The 19,958-nt window shown below is 73.6% G+C and carries 20 protein-coding genes; 13 read left to right on the forward strand and 7 right to left on the reverse strand.

What is annotated here, in order from left to right; all coding sequences use genetic code 11:
- Positions 1-210: 210 nt before the first annotated feature.
- A complete protein-coding gene (locus tag HFV08_RS28810) occupies positions 211-708 on the reverse strand; it encodes a cupin domain-containing protein (protein ID WP_168543429.1) in 498 nt (165 codons plus the stop codon).
- A gap of 156 nt (positions 709-864) precedes the next feature.
- Between HFV08_RS28810 and HFV08_RS28815 the strand changes: the two genes are divergently transcribed.
- On the forward strand, positions 865-1,890 hold the full coding sequence (locus HFV08_RS28815) for a hypothetical protein (RefSeq protein WP_168543431.1): 1,026 nt from the start codon (positions 865-867) through the stop codon (positions 1,888-1,890).
- 77 nt (positions 1,891-1,967) lie between these two features.
- On the opposite strand, the gene HFV08_RS28820 is transcribed toward HFV08_RS28815, so the two are convergent.
- Complete coding sequence (locus tag HFV08_RS28820; RefSeq protein ID WP_168543433.1) at positions 1,968-2,519, reverse strand: isochorismatase family protein; 552 nt, start codon at positions 2,517-2,519, stop codon at positions 1,968-1,970.
- A 64-nt stretch (positions 2,520-2,583) separates the two neighbouring features.
- Positions 2,584-3,027 carry a MarR family winged helix-turn-helix transcriptional regulator gene (locus HFV08_RS28825; RefSeq protein ID WP_168543435.1) on the reverse strand — a complete coding sequence of 148 codons (444 nt, stop codon included), beginning with the start codon at positions 3,025-3,027 and terminating at the stop codon, positions 2,584-2,586.
- A gap of 169 nt (positions 3,028-3,196) precedes the next feature.
- On the opposite strand from HFV08_RS28825, the gene HFV08_RS28830 reads away from it, so the two are divergent.
- The 3 genes from HFV08_RS28830 to HFV08_RS28840 all read left to right on the forward strand — a co-directional run bounded on the left by HFV08_RS28830 (position 3,197) and on the right by HFV08_RS28840 (position 6,915).
- Positions 3,197-4,732 (forward strand): ATP-dependent DNA ligase, encoded by a 1,536-nt coding sequence (locus HFV08_RS28830; protein ID WP_168543437.1) that lies wholly within the window; start codon positions 3,197-3,199, stop codon positions 4,730-4,732.
- Positions 4,733-4,743: 11 nt separating this feature from the next.
- Positions 4,744-5,208, forward strand: coding sequence for an NUDIX hydrolase (locus tag HFV08_RS28835; RefSeq protein WP_168543439.1), 465 nt, complete (start codon positions 4,744-4,746; stop codon positions 5,206-5,208).
- Between the two features lie 309 nt (positions 5,209-5,517).
- The gene (locus HFV08_RS28840) at positions 5,518-6,915 is read left to right on the forward strand and encodes an NADP-dependent succinic semialdehyde dehydrogenase (protein ID WP_168543441.1); all 1,398 of its coding nucleotides are present in this window, start codon (positions 5,518-5,520) and stop codon (positions 6,913-6,915) included.
- Positions 6,916-7,233: 318 nt separating this feature from the next.
- Here the strand turns inward: HFV08_RS28840 and HFV08_RS28845 are convergent, their stop codons facing one another.
- Entirely contained in the window at positions 7,234-8,460 is a 1,227-nt protein-coding gene (locus HFV08_RS28845; RefSeq protein WP_168543443.1) for an acyl-CoA dehydrogenase family protein, read from the reverse strand.
- Positions 8,461-8,617: 157 nt separating this feature from the next.
- Between HFV08_RS28845 and HFV08_RS28850 the strand changes: the two genes are divergently transcribed.
- A complete protein-coding gene (locus tag HFV08_RS28850) occupies positions 8,618-9,262 on the forward strand; it encodes a TetR/AcrR family transcriptional regulator (protein ID WP_040255709.1) in 645 nt (214 codons plus the stop codon).
- 39 nt (positions 9,263-9,301) lie between these two features.
- Here HFV08_RS28850 and def read toward each other — a convergent pair whose 3' ends face one another.
- Positions 9,302-9,859 (reverse strand): peptide deformylase, encoded by a 558-nt coding sequence (gene def / locus HFV08_RS28855; RefSeq protein ID WP_168543445.1) that lies wholly within the window; start codon positions 9,857-9,859, stop codon positions 9,302-9,304.
- Between the two features lie 138 nt (positions 9,860-9,997).
- On the opposite strand from def, the gene HFV08_RS28860 reads away from it, so the two are divergent.
- From HFV08_RS28860 to HFV08_RS28885, 6 genes are all read left to right on the forward strand, one after another.
- A complete protein-coding gene (locus HFV08_RS28860; RefSeq protein ID WP_168543447.1) occupies positions 9,998-11,236 on the forward strand; it encodes a Mur ligase family protein in 1,239 nt (412 codons plus the stop codon).
- Between the two features lie 19 nt (positions 11,237-11,255).
- Positions 11,256-11,984 (forward strand): type 1 glutamine amidotransferase, encoded by a 729-nt coding sequence (locus tag HFV08_RS28865; RefSeq protein WP_168543449.1) that lies wholly within the window; start codon positions 11,256-11,258, stop codon positions 11,982-11,984.
- Positions 11,985-12,170: 186 nt separating this feature from the next.
- Positions 12,171-13,196, forward strand: coding sequence for a 6-phosphofructokinase (locus HFV08_RS28870; RefSeq protein ID WP_168543451.1), 1,026 nt, complete (start codon positions 12,171-12,173; stop codon positions 13,194-13,196).
- A 106-nt stretch (positions 13,197-13,302) separates the two neighbouring features.
- Positions 13,303-14,253, forward strand: a complete 951-nt coding sequence (locus HFV08_RS28875; protein ID WP_168543453.1) for a cytochrome c oxidase assembly protein — start codon at positions 13,303-13,305, stop codon at positions 14,251-14,253.
- A gap of 457 nt (positions 14,254-14,710) precedes the next feature.
- Positions 14,711-15,436: a lysophospholipid acyltransferase family protein gene (locus HFV08_RS28880; RefSeq protein ID WP_168543455.1), complete on the forward strand. Its 726-nt coding sequence runs from the start codon at positions 14,711-14,713 to the stop codon at positions 15,434-15,436.
- Positions 15,437-15,503: 67 nt separating this feature from the next.
- Positions 15,504-16,133: a class I SAM-dependent methyltransferase gene (locus tag HFV08_RS28885; protein ID WP_168543457.1), complete on the forward strand. Its 630-nt coding sequence runs from the start codon at positions 15,504-15,506 to the stop codon at positions 16,131-16,133.
- Between the two features lie 147 nt (positions 16,134-16,280).
- Here HFV08_RS28885 and HFV08_RS28890 read toward each other — a convergent pair whose 3' ends face one another.
- On the reverse strand, positions 16,281-17,033 hold the full coding sequence (locus HFV08_RS28890) for an alpha/beta fold hydrolase (protein WP_168543459.1): 753 nt from the start codon (positions 17,031-17,033) through the stop codon (positions 16,281-16,283).
- 208 nt (positions 17,034-17,241) lie between these two features.
- Here HFV08_RS28890 and HFV08_RS28895 point away from each other — a divergent pair, with 208 nt between their 5' ends.
- Positions 17,242-17,772, forward strand: a complete 531-nt coding sequence (locus HFV08_RS28895) for a PadR family transcriptional regulator (protein WP_168543461.1) — start codon at positions 17,242-17,244, stop codon at positions 17,770-17,772.
- Positions 17,773-17,970: 198 nt separating this feature from the next.
- Positions 17,971-19,032: a hypothetical protein gene (locus HFV08_RS28900; RefSeq protein WP_168543463.1), complete on the forward strand. Its 1,062-nt coding sequence runs from the start codon at positions 17,971-17,973 to the stop codon at positions 19,030-19,032.
- Between the two features lie 104 nt (positions 19,033-19,136).
- Here the strand turns inward: HFV08_RS28900 and HFV08_RS28905 are convergent, their stop codons facing one another.
- Positions 19,137-19,319 (reverse strand): tail-anchor membrane protein, encoded by a 183-nt coding sequence (locus tag HFV08_RS28905; protein ID WP_168543465.1) that lies wholly within the window; start codon positions 19,317-19,319, stop codon positions 19,137-19,139.
- Positions 19,320-19,958 lie beyond the last annotated feature (639 nt).

The following is a 19,958-nucleotide window of genomic DNA, read 5'->3' on the forward strand; positions in this document are numbered from 1 at the left end:
GCCTCATCCTTCGCTGTAGCGGTGCGTGTGTACGTGTACGGGTGGGTGGGTGTACGTGGGTGCGGGGCGGGCACGGCTCCGGGCGCGGGGCCCGGTACCCGTGCAGGTCCTCGTCCCCGCCCGGATTCTCGTCCCCCGGCCGTCTTCCGTGCCGTACCGCGTCCGTGCCGCGTGTCCCGTGCGTGGCTCTCTGCCCGCCGCGGCACCCGTTCAGTCGTGCGGCAGCGCGGCGCCGCAGCGGGCGCAGTAGCGGGCGTCCGACTCCCCGGCCAGCCTGCCGCAGTCGGCGCAGACCCGGTGCAACTGGCAGGCCGCCTCGCCTCCTTGGGCCGCCGCGGCCGGGCCGGTCCCCGCTCCCTGGATGCTGAGCCCGGGCCGCCGGGGGTGCGCGGTGAGGTACACCAGGCCCCCGGGCCCGGCCGAGAGCGCGCGCTCGCAGCCGCGGGGCAGCCAGACCACGGTGCCCGGGGTGAGCGGCTGCTCCCGGCCGCCGCTGAGCAGGGTGCCCCCGCCCTCGGCGACATAGAGCAGCACGTCGAGGACCTGCTCCCGGTGGGCGCCGACGCCGCCGTGCGGGGCGATCCGTACCAGGTTGGCGTCCAGCTGCCGCGGCTCGGCGGCCAGCCGCCACAGCGCGCCGCCGCTGTCCTCGGCCGCGGCGGCGAGGATCTCGGGCAGTCGGGCCGGCACATCGGCTGTCACGGGCACGCGTCCTCCTGCTTGTCGGCTTCGGCGGTAGGGATGTTACCCGTGGTCAGAGCCGGTACGGCCGCCTCGTGGGCGCGGGGGCGCCGCACCGGGAACCGATCGGGGCCGCCGCTCGTGGAAAGGGGCGAGGACCAGTCGTACGGAGGGACACAACCGGTGGCGGAATCGGCGCGGATCGACCAGAACACAGTGGTGCTGCCGGGGAAGGTGCGGGTGCGCTTCATGCGGACGCTGCGGCTGCCGGAGACCGGGACGCATCCGCTGCCGCCGGGACTCGGCGAGTTCCCGGTGCGCGCGGTCGCGGACTATCCGCAGTCGGCGCCGCCGGAGTGGCTGCGGCGCGGCGGGGTGATGCTGCCGGTGTACCTGCGCGAGGCGATGTGGCTGAGCTTCGGCGTGGACTCGGGCGAACCGGCCGCCCTCCAGGTCGGCGTCGGCAAGGTGTGCGCGGTCTCCGGCAGCCCCTGGTCGGACACGCTCGACCGGTCCCCGCAGAACTACCTCACGCTGCCCCGTCAGCCCTGGCTGGACGGCATCAACTCCGGGAAGGGCACGGTGCGTCAGTTCGTCGCGGTGCCGCTCGGCATGGGCGCCACCGTCGAGGGGCAGCTGACCGGCGAGGAGACCTGGGGCGGACTGCAGCTCCAGAGCTTCACTCTCCGCCCGGCGGTGCTGGACGCCTGGCGGGCCGAGGAGGCCGCCCGCCGGGCCGAACTGGCCCGCGGCGCCGCCCAGTTCGGCGGGTGGGGTGCCGCCCCGCCACCGGCACCGGGCGGCGCGGCACCGATGGCCGCGGCGGGCGCCGCCATGGGCATGGGCGCGGGCGGCACCATGCGCCAGGAGGTGTACGAGGACGAACGGCCGCCCACCGACTGGGAGTCGAGCGCCGCGGGCCGGGTCTTCGTCCACCTGGTGACCCCGCCGCAGTGGCGGCTGATCACCGGCGAGGAGCCGCCGCCCTCCCCGGTCGACCGCGCCGCGTACACCCGGGCCGGTCTGCCCTGGTACGACTACTACGACGAGAGCGGCACCGATCTCGCGCCCTCCGAGGGCCTCGCCTCGGTGCAGCCGGTCGGCGAGTGGCTCGGCGAGGACCACACCCCTTGGCAGCAGCCCTCGCCGGACCAGGTGAAACTGCTCGGCGACGCCCCGGGCAAGCCGGTCTCGGACGGGGACTGGTAACCGGGGAGCGGTAACCGGGGCGACGGCGGCCTCGCAACGGACCGCGGCGGGACCGCCCGTACGTCCTGCCGCGGGCCTCAGCCGAGGAGGGCGAGCAGCGCCTCGGTGGTGTCGGTCTCGCCGAGGCGCGGGAAGATCCTGGTCAGCGCGTGCGTGTGCGAGGCCTCGTCCATGTCGGTGACGGCGTCGGTCGCGATCGTCACGTGGTAGCCGTGCTCGTGCGCGGCGCGCGCGGTGGACTCGACGCCGATGCTGGTCGCGATCCCGGCGAGGACGATCTGGGTGACCCCGCGCCTGCGCAGTTCAAGGTCGAGGGCGGTGCCGTGGAAGGCGCCCCACTGCTGCTTGCTGATCCGCAGGTCGCCGTCCTCGGCGCCGAGGCCGGGCACCAACTCCGCCCAGTCGGCGGGCCGTTCACCACCGGCGAGGTGCCGCTCGGTGCGGCCGGGCGCCCCGCCGGTCACATTGACCAGGACGACCGGGAGCCCCTTGGCGCGGAAGGCCTTGGCCAGGGCGGCGGAACGCTCCACGATGTGCTCGGCGGGCTGCGCCGTCGACAGCGCGGTGATCCCCTTCTGCAGGTCGATCACGACGAGCGCGGTGACGGGGTCCAGGCGGGTGGCGGTCATGGGTCCGGCCTTTCGGTTGCGGGGGTGCCCGCGCGGGGCGGGGCGTTCAGTGGCGGCGGGGCGTTCAGTGGCGTACGACGCGGGCGAGGAGGCGGCTCGCCTCGGCCACCGTGCGCCGCTCGCCGGGGCCGAGTTCCTCGGTGAGCGCGGCGGTGAGCCACTCGTGCTTGGCGGCGCGGACCGAGGCGAGGACGCGCTGCCCTTCGCCGGTGAGGAAGAGCACGGACTGCCGGGCGTCGTCCGGATCGGGGCGCCGTCCGACGAGGCCCTGCTCCACCATGGCGGCGAGGGTCCCCCGCATCGACTGGGGCCGGACGAACTCGGCCCTGGCCAGCGCCGCGGTGGTCGCGGGCCCCTCGGCGTCGAGCCGCGCCATGACGGAGCGCTGGGAGGGGGTGAGCCCGGAGTCCCGGGCCTCTCCGCGCAGCCGTCGCACCAACAGCCGCATGACGTCGGTGAGTTCGGCGGCGAGCTGCTCCGGTGCGGGCTCGGTGGCGGAGGGGGGCATGCGCCCGACCGTAGACACTGCGCAGGTGAACTTGCAAGTTTGCCTGTCGAAGTCGGCGGAGCCTTCCCGGAGGGCCGGGTCGTTCGGAGGGCGGGATCCCGGCCGCCGCCCCTGCGTGGCGCGCCGCTGCCGCAGGGCGTACGCCCGGCTTCCGTTGCACCATGGCTGCATGCTCCTCGCACAGCTGGCCCAGGTTTCCCGGGAGGTCGCCGGTACTCCCGCGCGGTCCCGTAAGACCGCACTGCTCGCCGAGCTGTTCCGGGCCGCGGAGCCGTCCGAGGCTCCCCTGGTGGCCGCCTATCTGGCGGGGCGGCTGCCGCAGGGCCGGATCGGCGTCGGCTGGAGCAGCCTCAAGGACCCGCCGCCCGCGGCCTCGGCGCCGAGCCTGACGGTCGGAGCGGTGGACGCCGCCCTCACCGCGCTCGGCGAGGTCTCCGGCGCCGGTTCGCAGGCCGAACGCAGGCGCCTGGTGGGCGAGTTGATGGGCGCCGCGACCGAGGAGGAGCAGCGCTTCCTGACCGGGCTGCTGACCGGCGAGGTCCGCCAGGGCGCCCTGGACGCGGTGGCCGCCGAGGGCCTGGCGCAGGCGGCGGGGGTGCCCGCGGCCGGGGTGCGGCGGGCCGTGATGCTGGCCGGTTCCCTGGAGCCGGTCGCCGCGGCGGTGCTGGCGCGGGGCGAAGAGGCGCTCGCGGAGTTCCGGCTGACGCTGGGCAGCCCGGTGCAGCCGATGCTCGCCCGCAGCGCCTCCTCGGTCGCCCAGGCGCTGGACAAGCTCGGCCCCTGCGCGGTCGAGGAGAAACTCGACGGCATCCGCGTACAGGTGCACCGGGACGGCGAGGGGGTGCGCGTCTACACCAGGACCCTGGAGGAGATCACCGCCCGGGTGCCCGAACTGACCCGCGCCGCACTGGAGTTGCCGAAGGAGCGGTTCATCCTGGACGGCGAGGTCATCGCCCTGGACGAGGAGCGGCGGCCGCGCTCCTTCCAGGACATCGCGGGCCGGGTGGGCTCCCGCTCCGATGTCGCCGCCGCCGCGGCCGCCCTCCCGCTGAGCCCCGTCTTCTTCGACGTCCTCTCCCTGGACGACACCGACCTGCTCCCGCTGCCGCTCACCGAACGGCACACCCGGCTCGCCTCGCTCGTCCCCGAACCGATGCGGGTACGCCGCCTGGTGCTCGGCGCACCGCGGGCGGCGGACGACCGGGAACGCGCCGAGGAGTTCCTCGCGCAGACCCTGGCCCGGGGCCACGAGGGCGTGGTGGTCAAGGGTCTCGACGCCGCGTACAGCGCGGGCCGCCGCGGCGCCTCCTGGCTCAAGGTGAAGCCCGTACGCACCCTCGACCTGGTGGTCCTGGCCGCCGAGTGGGGCCACGGGCGGCGCACCGGGAAGCTGTCCAATCTGCATCTGGGCGCGCGGCGCGAGGACGGTACGTACGCCATGCTCGGGAAGACCTTCAAGGGGCTGACGGACGTGCTGCTGGACTGGCAGACCGAGCGGCTCGGGGAGCTGGCCACCTCGGACGACGGGCACGTGGTGCGGGTGCGGCCCGAGCTGGTGGTGGAGATCGCCTACGACGGCCTCCAGCGCTCCAGCCGCTATCCGGCCGGGGTGACGCTGCGCTTCGCGCGCGTGGTGCGCTACCGCGAGGACAAACCGGCGGCCGAGGCGGACACCGTGGACACGGTGCTCGCGGCCGGTGCCTGAGGGCGGCCGGGATGAGCGCGCGGCGCAGCGCGGGACTGCTGCTCTTCCGCCGGGTGCCCGGCACCGAGGTGCTGCTCGGGCACATGGGCGGACCGTTCTGGGCGCGGCGCGAGGCGGGCGCGTGGACGGTCCCCAAGGGCGAGTACGAGGATCCCGAGCCCGCCTGGGCCGCGGCGCGGCGGGAGTTCACCGAGGAACTGGGGCTCCCGGCGCCGGAGGGACCGGCCCTCGACCTCGGTGAGGTCCGCCAGTCGGGTGGCAAGCGGGTCACGGTGTGGGCGGTGGAGGGCGAGCTGGACCCGGCCGCGGTGGTGCCCGGGACCTTCACCATGGAGTGGCCCCGCGGCTCCGGGCGGGAGCAGAGCTTTCCGGAGCTGGACCGGGTGGCCTGGTTCCCGCTGGAGGAGGCGGCCGGGCTGGTGGTGAAGGCGCAGTCGGTGTTCCTGGAACGGCTCGCGGAGCACCTGGGCGCGTAGCCGAGCACTTCGGGTGCGGCGGAGCGCCTTGGTGGGCGACCGGGCGGCTTGGTGCGCAGTCGAGCGCCTTGCGGTGTGGCTGGGCGCATCGAGGTGCGGCTGAGCGCCTTGGTCCGGAGGGGAGCGCCTTGTGTGGAGCCGAGCGCTTTGCGGTGTGGCCGGGCGCCTGGGGGCGGAGTCGAGCGCCCTGGTGGGCAAGGCGCCCGGGGAGGAGGGCGCGGGCGCCGTGTCGAGGGGCGCGTCCGTGCCGCGTTGCGCCCCCGGACGTGGCGGGTCAGGGTCGGAGTGAGCCCTCAGGAGGTCGCAGCCATGCCCATCGCGACAGTGAATCCGGCCGACGGCCGCACCCTCAAGACGTTCGACCCCCTGGACGAGAAGGACATCGAGCGCCGGATCGCCACCGCCTCCTCCGCCTTCGCGGACTACCGCAGCACCGGTTACGCCCGGCGCGCCGAGCTGCTGCGCCGCGCCGCCGAGCTGCTGGAGCGGGACCGGGACAGCATCGCGCGCACCATGACCACGGAGATGGGCAAGCCGCTGGCGCAGGCCCGGGCCGAGGCGGCGAAGTGCGCGAAGACGATGCGCTGGTACGCCGAGAACGCCGAGCGGCTGCTCGCGGACGAACTGCCGCGGCCGGAGGACGTCGAGGACTCCGGCGCCGCCCGGGTCCGGGTGGTGTACCGGCCGCTCGGTGTGGTGCTCGCCGTCATGCCGTGGAACTTCCCGCTGTGGCAGGTGGTCCGCTTCGCCGCGCCCGCGCTGATGGCCGGGAACGTGGCCCTGCTCAAGCACGCCTCGAACGTCCCGCAGACGGCCCTCTACCTGGAGGACCTCTTCCGGGAGGCGGGATACCCGCCCGGCTGCTTCCAGACCCTGCTGATCGGCTCCGGCGCGGTCGAGGGCATCCTGCGCGACAGCCGGGTGTCCGCGGCGACGCTCACCGGCAGCGAGGGCGCGGGCCGCTCGGTGGCCGCGATCGCCGGGGACGAGATCAAGAAGACGGTCCTGGAACTCGGCGGCAGCGACCCCTTCGTGGTGATGCCCTCCGCGGACCTGGAGCAGGCCGCGAGAACGGCAGTGACCGCCCGGGTCCAGAACAACGGCCAGTCCTGTATCGCGGCGAAGCGGTTCATCGTCCACGAGGAGGCGTACGAGGCCTTCTCGGTGTACTTCACGGCGGGGATGCGGGCGCTCACCGTGGGCGATCCGACGGCGGAGGGCACCGACGTCGGGCCGCTCGCCAGTGAGCAGGGCCGCGCCGACCTGGAGGAACTGGTCGAGGACGCCAAGGCCAAGGGCGCGGTCGTGCTCTGCGGGGGCGAGCGGCCCGCCGAGGAGGCGCTCGCGGCGGGCTGGTACTACCCGCCGACGGTGCTGGCCGAGGTCACCCCCGAGATGCGCATCCACCGCGAGGAGACCTTCGGCCCGGTCGCCTGCCTGTACCGGGTGCCGGACATCAGCGCGGCGGTGTCCGTGGCGAACGACACCTCCTTCGGGCTCAGCTCCAATGTCTGGACCCGGGAGGAGGCCGAGGTGGCCCGCTTCGAGCGGAGCCTGGAGGCCGGGGGCATCTACGTCAACGGCATGACCGCCTCCCACCCGGCCTTCCCCTTCGGCGGGATCAAGCGCTCCGGCTACGGCCGCGAGCTGGCCGGCCACGGCATCCGCGAGTTCTGCAACGCCACCACGGTCTGGGAGGGCGTATAGCAGGCTCACGCCCGCGGGCGGGCGGCGCCGGGAACACCGGGACCCGGCCTGTCGTTCTTCACAGTGTGGACGCGGGCGGGACTGTGACCCCGGGCCTCATCATCTCGCCCACGGGGACGATCGTCCGGCTGAAGCCCCGTGGAGCCCCGCGCCGGGAGGCGACCGCCGCCCGTGTCCACCTCGTACGAGCCCCGGCCGTGATTCCCCCGTCCGGCCGGGGCTCTCCCCGCCAGGGACGGGAAAGCGCCTGCACCCTCCGGCTCCACCGGAGGGTGCAGGCGCTTCTTGTACGCCGGGTCCCCGGATCCGGGCCGGGGGTCAGCGGATCGGCACGCCGGCCAGGGTGCGGGCGATCACCAGGCGCTGGATCTCGCTGGTGCCCTCGAAGATCGTGTAGATCGCCGAGTCGCGGTGCATGCGCTCCACCGGGTACTCGCGGGTGTAGCCGTTGCCGCCGAGGATCTGGATCGCCTGGGCGGTGACCTTCTTGGAGACCTCGGAGGCGAAGAGCTTGGACTGGGAGCCCTCGGCGGCGGTGAAGGCCTGGCCGCTGGCGGCCATCCAGGAGGCCCGCCACACGAGCAGCCGGGCGGCGTCGATCTGGGTGCGCATGTCGGCGAGCTGGAAGGCGATGCCCTGGTTGTCGATGATCGGGCGGCCGAACTGCTCACGGGTCTTGGCGTAGTCGAGCGCGACCTCGTAGGCGGCGCGGGCGGTGCCGACCGCCATCGCGCCGACGGCCGGGCGGGAGGCCTCGAAGGTCGCCATGGCGGCGTTCTTCACGCGCTCGCCGCCCTTCTTGGCCTTCTCGCGGGCGCGGGCGAGGCGCTCGTCCAGCTTGTCCTTGCCGCCGAGCAGGCAGGAACCGGGCACGCGCACGTCCTCCAGGACCACCTCGGCGGTGTGCGAGGCGCGGATGCCGTGCTTCTGGAACTTCTGCCCCTGGGAGAGCCCGGGAGTCCGGGGCGGCACGATGAAGGAGGCGTGGCCCTTGGTGCCGAGCTCCGGGTCGACGCTCGCGACGACGACGTGCACGTTGGCGATGCCGCCGTTGGTCGCCCAGGTCTTGGTGCCGTTGAGGACCCACTCGTCCTTGGCCTCGTCGTAGACCGCGCGGGTGCGCATCGAGCCGACGTCGGAGCCGGCGTCGGGCTCGGAGGAGCAGAAGGCGGCGACCTTCACCTCGGAGGCGTCGCCGTACATCTGCGGGATCCAGGTGCCGATCTGCTCCTCGGTGCCGTTGGCGACGACGCCCACGGCGGCGAGGCCGGTGCCCACGATGGACAGCGCGATGCCCGCGTCGCCCCAGAACAGCTCCTCCATGATCATCGGGATGCCGAGGCCGTTCGGGGCGAAGTACTGCTGGGCGTAGAAGTCCAGCGAGTAGATGCCGAGCTTGGCGGCCTCCTGGATCACCGGCCAGGGGGTCTCCTCGCGCTCGTCCCACTCGGCGGCGGCAGGACGGATCACGTCGACCGAGAAGCCGTGGAGCCACTCCCGGATTTCCTTCTGCTCTTCACTGAGATCCATGGTGAACTCGGACATGACCCCTCCAGCGGGTGCGATCCACATGCGTGTTACTTGAGGTAACGCGATTATGTTACCGGCGGGTAGGTCGTGTCAACTCCCGTGTCCACCATCGCCTCTCCGCGGGTGTTACGTTGCCCCGGCGTGACCGGATCATCACGGGTGGGGAGAGCTCATGAACACCAGGCAGCAGTCCGGACCGGAGGCGCCCGCGGAGCGCCGTCGCCGGCAACTGCTCGAGGCCGCGGACCGGGTGGTCCTGCGCGAGGGGCCCGGCGCCTCGATGAACGCGATCGCCGCCGAGGCCGGGATCACCAAGCCGATCCTCTACCGCCACTTCGGTGACAAGGGCGGCCTGTACGCGGCGCTCGCCAAGCGCCACACCGACGCGCTGCTGCGGGCCCTGCGGGATGCCCTGGACGCCCCGGCCGACCGCCGGCGGCGCGTGGAGTCGACCCTGGAGACCTACCTCCTGGCCGTCGAGTCCCGGCCGCAGGTCTACCGCTTCCTGATGCACCCGGCCGAGTCGCCGCCGAGCAGCGAGGGCGGCTTCGACGTGGGCGTGCACTCGGTGCCCCTGCTGCGCCGACTCGGCGAGGAGCTGGCCGAGGTCATCGAGGACCGGATCGATCTCGGCCCCGGCGGGGCGCAGCTGGCCCGGGTCTGGGGCCACGGCATCGTCGGCATGATGCACGCGGCGGGCGACTGGTGGCTGGGCGAGCGGCCGTGCTCGCGGGCCGAACTGGTCCGCGGGCTCACCGACCTGCTCTGGGGCCGACTGGCCGAGGCCGACGACCGCGAGGGCGGACCCGGGTTCTGACCGGGCCCTGTAGCCGGTCCACGCCCGCGAGCGACGGGTTCACGCCCGGGCCGCCACCGCCTTCCCCCATGCCGTACGGGCCGCCGCGCGCAGCACCCTGCGGCGGCGCCAGCCGGTGATCCGGTCGGGGTAGAGCAGCCCGTCGAGGTGGTCGCACTCGTGCTGGAGGCAGCGGGCGAAGAAGCCGGTGCCCTCGACCCGCAGCGGCTCACCCCGCGCCGTGACGCCCTCCACCACGGCGTGGTCGAAGCGCGGGGTGCCCGCCTCCAGGCCCGGCAGCGACAGGCAGCCCTCCGGTCCGCGCAGCTCGATCCCGTCGGCCGCCACCAGACGCGGGTTGACCAGGTGCCCGAGGTGGCGCACCTCCTCGTCGTCCGGGCAGTCGTAGACGAAAACGCGCAGACTCTCGCCGATCTGGTTCGCCGCGAGACCCACCCCGCCGGCCGCGTACATGCTCGCGAAGAGGTCCTCGACGAGGTGCTCCAGGCGTGGCCCGAAGTCGACCGCCTCGGCGCAGGGGCGGCGCAGGATCTCGTCACCGAGCAGGGTCAGCGGGCGGGGGTGCCCGGAGGCACCCGGGATCGGGCGGTGCGGCATGGCCGCAAGCGTACGTTCCGGGATGTTCCACCGGGCCTTGGTGGTGCCGCAGTTCAGGCCGGTGACGAGATCTCGATAGGCTGAGGGCACACGATGCCGGGGCAGACGCGGCGGCGTACGCGAGGAGGATCCAAAACGATGGCAGGCAACACGGAGCCGCTGCCGCCGCGGGCCAGACTGGCCGTGACGGCAGGCAAGGCGGCCGCGGCGGTCTCACGTGCGGCGGGCCGCGGCAGCGGGTCGGTGATCGGCGGCAAGGTCGCCCTCCGGCTCAGTCCCGATCTCCTTGGCCGGCTCGCCCAGCACCTGGACGTGATTCTGGTCTCGGCGACCAACGGCAAGACCACCACGACCCGGCTGATCGCCGAGGCCCTGCGCGCGGCGGGCCCGGTGGTCTCCAACGCGCTCGGCGCCAATATGCCCGCGGGCATCACCTCCGCCCTCGCGGGCGGCTCGGACGCCCGCTTCGGCGTCATCGAGGTGGACGAGAAGTACCTCGCGGGGGTGGCCCGCGACACCGAGCCCAAGGCCATCGCCCTGCTGAACCTCTCCCGGGACCAGCTCGACCGGGCGGCCGAGACCCGGATGCTCGCCGAGCACTGGCGCGAGGGCCTGTCGGGCAGCAAGGCCGTCGTCATCGCCAACGCCGACGACCCGCTGGTGGTCTGGGCCGCCTCCTCCTCACCGAACGTCGTCTGGGTGGCGGCGGGCCAGATGTGGAAGGACGACGCCTGGTCCTGCCCGTCCTGCGGCGGTGTGATGCAGCGCCCCGGCGACGACTGGTTCTGCGGCGAGTGCGGATTCCGCCGCCCGGCGCCGAGCTGGGCCCTCAACGGCGAGTACGTCCTCGACCCGCACGGCTCCGCCTGGCCCATCCACCTCCAGCTGCCGGGGCGCGCCAACCGCGCCAACGCCGCCAGCTCGGCCGCGGTCGCCGCCGTCTTCGGGGTGCCCCCGCAGGTCGCCCTGGAGCGGATGTACCAGGTGCAGGCGGTCGCCGGACGCTACGACGTGGTCCAGTTCCAGGGCCGCGACCTGCGGCTGCTGCTCGCGAAGAACCCCGCGGGCTGGCTGGAGACCTTCTCCCTGATCGACCAGCCGCCGACGCCGGTCGTGCTCTCCGTCAACGCCCGCGGCGCCGACGGCACCGACACCTCCTGGCTGTGGGACGTCGACTACACCCGGCTCACCGGACACCCGATCTTCGTGATCGGCGACCGCAAGCTGGACCTCGCGGTCCGCCTGGAGGTCGCGCACCAGAGCTTCCAGGTGTGCCAGAACCTCGACGAGGCCGTCCAGATGGCGCCTCCGGGCCGTATCGAGGTCATCGCCAACTACACCGCCTTCCAGGACCTGCGCCGCCGCGTCGGCAACTGACCAGCGAGGATTGACGAGCATGAGCGACAACAGCCTGCGCCTGGTGTGGGTGTACCCGGACCTGCTGAGCACCTACGGCGACCAGGGCAACGCGCTGGTGGTCGAGCGTCGGGCGCGCCAGCGGGGCCTGGACGTCACCCGTATCGACGTGCGCAGCGACCAGCCGGTGCCCACCTCCGGCGACATCTATCTGATCGGCGGCGGCGAGGACCGCCCGCAGCGGCTCGCGGCCGAGCGGCTGCGCCGGGACAGCGGCCTCGCCCGCGCCGCGGGCAACGGCGCGATCATCTTCTCGGTCTGCGCGGGCTACCAGATCCTCGGGCACGAGTTCATCAACGACCTCGACCAGCGCCAGCCCGGCCTCGGCCTGCTCGATGTGGTCTCCACCCGCGGCGAGGGCGAGCGCTGCGTCGGCGACGTCCTCGGCGACATCGACCCCCCGCTCGGCCTGCCGCAGCTGACCGGCTTCGAGAACCACCAGGGCATCACCCACCTCGGCCCGACCGCCCGGCCCTTCGCCCGCACCCGCCTCGGCAAGGGCAACGGCACCGGCGACGGCACCGAGGGCGCGTACAACGACACCGTCTTCGGTACGTACATGCACGGGCCCGTGCTCGCCCGCAATCCGCAGATCGCCGACCTGCTGCTGCGCCTCGCGCTGGACGTGAACGCACTGCCGCCGACCGACGACCGCTGGTACGAGGCGCTGCGCTCCGAGCGCATCACGGCGGCGCAGCAGCCCGCCTGAGCACCGCCGCGCCCGCCTGAGAAGGCCGCCGGGCCCGCCTGAGCCGCGCCTTGCTCAGGCGGGCGGCGCGCGTCCCAGCAGGCGGACGCGGTTTTCCGCATTCCGGGACGGCGCCGGTAGGGTGAGCGGCGTCATCCGGACGGTGAAGTCCGGTCGTCAGCCCACGTTGAAAAGGTTTTCCGGGCTATGCGCATGGGTGTCCTCACCTCCGGCGGCGACTGCCCCGGTCTGAACGCCGTGATCCGCTCCGTCGTGCACCGCGCCGTGGTCGACCACGGCGACGATGTCATCGGTTTCCACGACGGCTGGCGCGGCCTGCTCGAGTGCGACTACCGGAAGCTGGACCTGGACGCCGTCTCCGGCATCCTGGCCCGCGGCGGCACCGTGCTCGGCTCCTCGCGGGTGCAGCCCGCGCAGCTCCGGGACGGCGTGGAGCGGGCCCGCGGCCATGTCGCCGACCTCGGCCTCGACGCGATCATCCCGATCGGCGGCGAGGGCACCCTCAAGGCGGCGCGGCTGCTCTCCGACAGCGGGCTGCCCATCGTCGGCGTGCCCAAGACCATCGACAACGACATCGCCGCCACCGATGTGACCTTCGGCTTCGACACCGCGGTGGGCGTGGCGACCGAGGCCCTGGACCGGCTGAAGACGACCGCCGAGTCGCACCAGCGTGTCCTGATCGTCGAGGTGATGGGCCGGCACACCGGCTGGATCGCCCTGCACTCCGGCATGGCCGCCGGGGCGCACGCCATCGTCGTACCGGAACGCCCCTTCGACATCGAGGAGTTGGCGGCGCGGGTCGGCGAACGCTTCTCGGCCGGGAAGAAGTTCGCGATCGTGGTGGCCGCGGAGGGCGCCAAGCCCCGCGCCGGGACGATGGACTTCGACGAGGGCGCCAAGGACATCTACGGCCACGAGCGCTTCGCGGGCATCGCGCGCCAGCTCTCCCTCGAACTCGAGGACCGCCTCGGCAAGGAGGCCCGCCCGGTGATCCTCGGGCACGTCCAGCGCGGCGGCACCCCGACCGCGTACGACAGGGTGCTCGCCACCCGCTTCGGCTGGCACGCGGTGGAGGCGGTGCACGCGGGCGAGTTCGGGATGATGACGGCGCTGCGCGGCACCGAGATCGTACGGACCCCGCTGGCGGCGGCGGTCGAGACGCTCAAGACGGTGCCCGACGCGCGCTACGACGAGGCCGGCGTGGTGCTCTGAGGCCACCCGCCGCGCGCGCCGCCCCCGCCCGCGGAGGCGGCGGGCGCCGGTTCTACCCTGGTGCGGGACCAAGCACGCGCAATCAGCACGAATCAGGAGCCGGCGGATGGATCACAGCGGGCACGGCACGATGACCGATCTGCCGCCGTTCACGCTGGGCCGGGGCCTCGCCTGGTCGACGGACCCGGTCTTCCTGGCCGGCTGCGTGCTGGCCCTCGTGTTCTACGGCTGGGGCGTGCTGCGGCTGCGGCGGCGGGGCGACGACTGGCCGGTGAGCCGCCTGATCGCCTTCACCCTGGGCACCCTGAGCGTGCTCCTGATGATGTGCACCAAGCTGAACGACTACGGCATGGTCATGTTCAGCGTGCACATGGTGCAGCACATGGTGATCAGCATGCTCTCGCCGATCCTGCTGCTCCTCGGCGCCCCGGTCACGCTGCTGCTGCGGGCGCTGCCGGTGGCCGGGCGCGGGCGCAAGGGGCCGCGCGAGATCCTCCTGATGTTCCTGCAGAGCCGCCTGCTGCGCGTGCTCACGCACCCGGCCTTCACCATCCCGCTCTTCATCGCGAGCCTGTACGGGCTCTATTTCACGCCGCTTTTCGACTTCCTGATGGAGTCGCGCACCGGGCATCTGGCGATGATGCTGCACTTCCTCGCGGTGGGCCTGGTCTTCTTCTGGCCGATCATGGGCATCGACCCCGGGCCGCACCGCCCCGGCTATCTGATGCGGATGCTGGAGCTCTTCGCGGGGATGCCCTTCCACGCCTTCTTCGGTATCGCGCTGATGATGGCGAGCAGCCCGATGATCGGCACCTACGAGAACCCCCCGGACTCGCTCGGCATCGAGGCGCTCGCCGACCAGACCGCGGCCGGCGGCATCGCCTGGGCCTTCAGCGAGGTGCCCTCTGTACTGGTCCTGCTCGCTTTGCTGTACCAGTGGTACCGCTCCGAACAGCGCCAGGCCCGCCGCAAGGACCGTGCCGCGGACCGGGACGGCGACCAGGAGCTGGCCGCGTACAACGCCTATCTGGCCTCCCTGCACGCCCGCGAGGGCTGAGCGTCCGCCGCCGGCCCCCAGCTCCGGGCTCTGGCCAAGAGCGGCGGGGGCGGGGAGGATGGAGGGAGGCTGTGATCGCGCCGGGGAGCGCGGTCACCGTGAGAAGGGTGTCGCGATGCCCGGTTCTACGAAGGCCATGGGGGTTGTCACCGTGGGGACGCTCGTCCTGGTGACGGCTTACACAGTGGCACTCGGCAGCAACGGCTGGCTCTGGTTCGGCTGGGTGATGCTGGGCCTGATCACGGTCGGGATGGTCGCCTCACAGACCACCTGATCCCGCCCTCGCCGCGTGCGCCGGACCGTGCTCCGGACGCACGCGGCCGTACTACGGGTAACTCACCCCGTCCCGGCCGTTCCGCCCTCGATCATCGCGGCCTACACTGTCCCCCTCCGCCATCCCCCTGAGCTGGGGTGACGCTGTCAGTACGAGGCCCCGGCCCCCAGGAGGAGCCCCCACATGTTCTATTACGTGCTCAAATACGTCCTTCTGGGACCATTTCTGCGGCTGGCCTTCCGGCCCCGGATCGAGGGACTCGAGCACGTACCCGAGGAAGGCGCGGCCATCGTCGCGGGCAACCACCTGTCCTTCTCGGACCACTTCGTGATGCCCGCCATCCTCAAGCGCCGGATCACCTTCCTCGCCAAGGCCGAGTACTTCACGGGCCCCGGGATCAAGGGCCGGCTGACCGCCGCCTTCTTCCACAGCGTGGGGCAGATCCCGGTCGACCGCTCCGGCAAGAAGGCGGGCCAGGCGGCGCTGCGCGAGGGCCTCGGGGTGCTCGGCAAGGGCGAGTTGCTCGGCATCTACCCGGAGGGCACCCGCTCGCACGACGGTCGCCTCTACAAGGGCAAGGTCGGCGTCGCGGCGATGGCCCTCAAGGCCGGGGTCCCGGTCGTCCCCTGCGCGATGATCGGCACCTTCGAGGCCCAGCCGCCCGGGCAGCGCCTGCCCAGCCTGCGCCGGATCGCCATCCGCTTCGGCGAGCCGCTGGACTTCTCCCGCTACGCGGGCATGGAGGACGAGCGGGTCATCCTGCGCGCCGTGACGGACGAGATCATGTACGCCATCCTGCGCCTGTCCGACCAGGAGTACGTCGACGAGTACGCCGCCGTCGTGAAGGCCGAGGAGGCCGCCGAGCAGAAGAAGAGCGTCCGCAAGCGGCCCCGGCTGCCGATGAGTTGAGGCCCGGGTCCGCTGTCCCGCACCGGGGAGTCGTGAACCGGTCCGGCGGATGGGGCAGCATGGCGGGATGAGCGAGCACCCGGGCACGGCCGCCGCCCGCGCCGAGATCCAGCGGTTCTTCAGCGAACGCGCCGCCCGCTGGGAGAACCGTTTCCCTGACGACGACCCGGCTTTCGCGGCGGCCGTCGGCGAGCTGGGCCTGCGTCCCGGCGACCGGGTGCTCGACGCGGGCTGCGGCACCGGACGCGCCCTGCCTCCGCTGCGCGCCGCGGTGGGGCCGACGGGCACGGTCCTCGGCGCGGACCTCACCGCGGCGATGCTGCACCAGGCCGCCGGGAAGGGCCGGAACCGCGCCGCGCGGCTGCTCCTCGCCGACGCGGAGGTGCTGCCGCTGGCCTCCGGCGCGCTCGACGCGGTGTTCGCGGCCGGGCTGCTGAGCCACCTCACCGACGCCGCGCGCGCTCTCGCCGAACTGGCCCGCGTGGTACGCCCGGGCGGACGGCTCGCCCTCTTCCACCCGCTGGGCCGCGCGGCCCTCGCCGCCCGGCACGGCAGACAGCTGACCGAGGACGACCTGCGCGCCCGCCCCCGCCTCGCCCCCCTGCTCGACGCCGCGGGCTGGCGCCTCGACTCCTATACGGACGAGGAGAAGCGCTACCTCGTCCTCGCCACCAGGCGTCCGGAGACTCGCGCCTGAGCCCCTGCCTGACGCCACAGCGGGCGGACGGCTGAGCAGCTGAGCGGCTGAGCGGCTGAGCGGCTGAGCAACGGTGCGCCGCCATCGAGCGGCACGGGCACCCGCGTACGGCAGCCTCGCTCGACCCGAAGTCCCGCAGGGCACCGCTCAGTTGGCGGCCAGCACCTCCGCGAAGGCCTCCGGCCGGTCGAACATGACGTTGTGCCCGGCCCCCGGCACGGTGACGACGCGGACGCCGTGCCGGACAAGCTCCTCGGCGCCGTCGAGCGGGCCGCTGCGACCGCCCTGCACATAGACCCGGTCCTGCGGCAGCGTCCGCAGGATCTCACGCATCACCGGCCGCGAGCCCCGCACCAGGGAGACCGCGCTGCGGTGCAGGGCGAGCGGGTCGGTGAGCCGCATGGTCGCCGCCCAGCCCGCGCCGACCCGGTCGAGCACCTCCGGGAAGCCGAAGGCGAGGAAGTCGGCCTCCGTGTACGCGGCGATCCGGCTGCTGCCCGCCTCGGCGGGCGGATCGGGGTCGAGGTTCGCCTCGGTGAGGACCAGGCCGCCCACCAGTTCGGGCCGCCGCCGGGCCAGTACGAGGGCGACGGCGCCGCCCATGCTGTGCGCGACCAGTTGCACCGGCCCCGTCGCGGCGAAGTCGAGCACCGCGGCCAGCGCGTCCGCGTGTTCCGCGAGCGTGTAGCCGAAGTCCGCGGGCCGGTCGCTGATGCCGTGCCCGGGCAGGTCCACGTACAGGGTCCGCCGCCCGGCGAGCCGCGGATCGGCGCCGAGATGCGCGTGCTGGACCGCCGAGGCGGAGCCGAGTCCGTGCACGAACACCCGCGCCGGGCCCGCGCCCACCGACTCGGTCCACCGGATCCGGCTCCCCTTGCCGTCGAACCGCGTCTGCCGCATGACCGCTCCCCCCTGAAGAACACCACTCCAGAACAGCGCCACAGAACAGCGCCGCGAACACAGAAGACGACCGCGGCCACCACTGCAGAATGCCCCACTTCGGTGGCGGGCGGCCGGTCGGCGAACAATACTACGCACACGAGGTATTACGCAGTCGAGGCATACGGCGGCCCGGGCGGCCCGGCGACGGTGGTGCAGACTGGGCGACATGCTGGAGCTGGCCATCCTCGGGTTCCTCTTCGACACCCCGCTACACGGGTACGAGCTGCGCAAACGCCTCACCGCACTGACCGGACACGTACGCCCCGTGGCGGAGAGCACCCTCTACCCCGCGATCAAGCGCCTGGAGAAGGCGGGGCTCCTCTCCCGCGAGACCGAGCCGGGTGCCGTCGCCGCGCCCCGGCACACGCTGCGCCTCACCGAGGAGGGGCGCGGCGAGCTGCTGCGCAGGCTGGGCGGGGCGCAGGGGCCCGACATCACCGACGAGAACCGCTGGTTCACCGTCCTCGCCTTCCTGCGCCATCTGCCGGACGCCGCCGCACAGGCCGCCGTCCTGGAGCGCAGGCTCACCTTCCTCCAGGAGCCGACGAGCTTCTTCTACGCGGGCGAGGTGCCGCTGACCGCCGAGGAGCTCGGCGACCCCTTCCGCCGGGGCATGCTCACCATCGCCCGCGCCGGCAGCAAGGCCGAACTCGCCTGGCTGCGGGAGACCTTGGGACGGCTCCGCACGGCACCGTGAGCCGCCTCCGCACGGCGGGGGGCCGACCGTTCACGGAACCGGAACCTCCGCTCCGGGCGCAGAACAAGGCCGTACTTGCGCCGGTTTGCGGCGCGACCGGGCCCCTTCGGCACGGGAGTTTCCTGCTCACCGGCCTCGACGCGCTCCACCGGCAGTGGTTAGGGTGCGCCGACGGATACCGCAAGGGGAGGGCCGGGCATGGCCGCGACGGACGAGGTGACCGGCGCCGAGGACGACGCGCTGTATGTGCTCACGGCGGTGCTGCTGACGCCCGCGCAGTTCCCGAGCGTGCTCGGCGACGACTATCCGGAGGCCTGCGCGGCGCTCGGGATGGAGCCCGCGCCGGAGGGCTACGGACTCGTCCTCGGCCAGGACGGCGAGGGCGCCCGCTGGACGGTCGTGGTGGACGACGTCTCGCTGGTGGCCGTGGCGATCGCCTCCTGGGACTGCGGAATGGAGTACGATCTCTCCCCCGACGAGCGCGCCGTGGTGGCGGCGCTCCCGGGCTGGCCGCTCGCCTTGGCGGTCGCCACACCCGGGGTACCCGCCCCGCACGACCCCGCGCCCGACCCGGAGTTCCAGGACCAGCGCCCGCTCTCCCCGCCCGACGCGGAGAGCTGGGGCCCCGCCCAACGCCGCCTGGGCGCCGACGAGATCGCCCTGCAGTGGGCGGCCTGGCGGGCACAGATCGACGACGCCGACTTCGCCTTGCCGGGGGCGGAGGGCGCGGAGACCCCGGGGAGCACCGAGGCCTCGGAGGGTGCGGCAGGTACCGGCCCGGAGGGCACGCAAGGCGCTCAAGGCGGGGACGACTCCGGGGCCGGTTCTGGGACTGATTCCGGAACCGGCTCAGGGGGTGGCTCCGGGGCGACCGGCCGGAGCGCCACGGACGACGGGGGCGACGCCGGTGCCGCCGCGGCTGCGGGCGGAGAACCCGCCGAGGGGACCTCCCCGGCAGAAGAACCCCCGGCGCCGTCCGCGGACACCGGGTCCCACCCCGGAGTCAAGCGCGTCCTCGCGGAGGCCCACGAATACCTCGACCGGCAGCCCCCGGTGGGGCGGGTCCGCTCGGCCTTCGCGCACGAGAACGCCCGTACGCTGCGGGTGGACGGACCGGGCTGGTCCATGGTGGCCCGCACCGACGACATCGCCTTCGTCCTGCTCGACGAGGAGCCCGGCGAGGTCCTGCCCGTCGGCCGCGGCAGCGCCCTGCCCGCACTCCTCGACGCCCTCGACCGGATGGCCGTGCGCCCCGCCTGAGCAGGGGCGCACCAGCCCTCGTTCACGGCGGCAGCCCTGGGCCGCATCAGTCGCCCCAGGGCTGGCGGACATGCTCACACTCCGCACCGCATGCGGCAGTACGGTCAGCGTCGTAGTTCCTTGCGGCTCACCCTGCGCAGGCGGCGCCGCTGCGAGGGGTCGAGCGCCAGATAGGCGACGGCCGGAACCCCGACGATGATCAGCAGGGCAGCCCACCAGGGCAGCCAGATCAGCAGAAGCAGGCCCACCGCGACACCGCCCGCGGCGACCTTCGCTCTGTTCGACATACGCCTCGCCTCCTCGGCGGCGGGTGCCGCCCCTCTGTCAGGGAAACGACGCCCGGGCTCCGACGGTTCCGCCGGGCGCCCCTGAGACGACCCTGATCTCCCCCGGGGCGTCCCGGGGCACCACCCCCATGGTCCGGCCGACCGGGCCCGGCGCGCCAGCCGACGGAGTACGCCCCCTGCCCCGGACCCCACGCCGGGACCGACCGGAGCCCCGGGCTCCGCCACCGCACCGCCCGGGCCCACGCCCGCCCGTACCACCCGGGACCACGCCCGACGGCACTTCCACAAGCCCCAAACCCCGCCCCCGCCAAGGGAATTGAAGAATGGCTCGGACCCGCTCTGACCAGCGGGTCGACTTGCTCATTAGGCATACCTAACCTAATGTGACCCCCCGTGCCCATCCGCAAACGAACCGCCATCGCCGCCCCCGGCGCACTGGCGGCCGCCCGGACACTCCCGCGCACCCAGGCGCAACCGTGTCCCGCTGCGATGTGCCACCGGCCCCGCCCCCACGCTCCACCGCGGGCCGGGTCCGCCCGCCCCGCCGGCGCCACGTCCGCCCCGTCGCCCTGAACTCCGGGTGCGCCCGGCGGACTTCGGACCGGCCCCCGCCGCCGTCCGGCGAGCCGGGTGCGGGGC

It is taken from the genome of Streptomyces physcomitrii (genome assembly GCF_012273655.1).
GTDB lineage: Bacteria > Actinomycetota > Actinomycetes > Streptomycetales > Streptomycetaceae > Streptomyces > Streptomyces physcomitrii.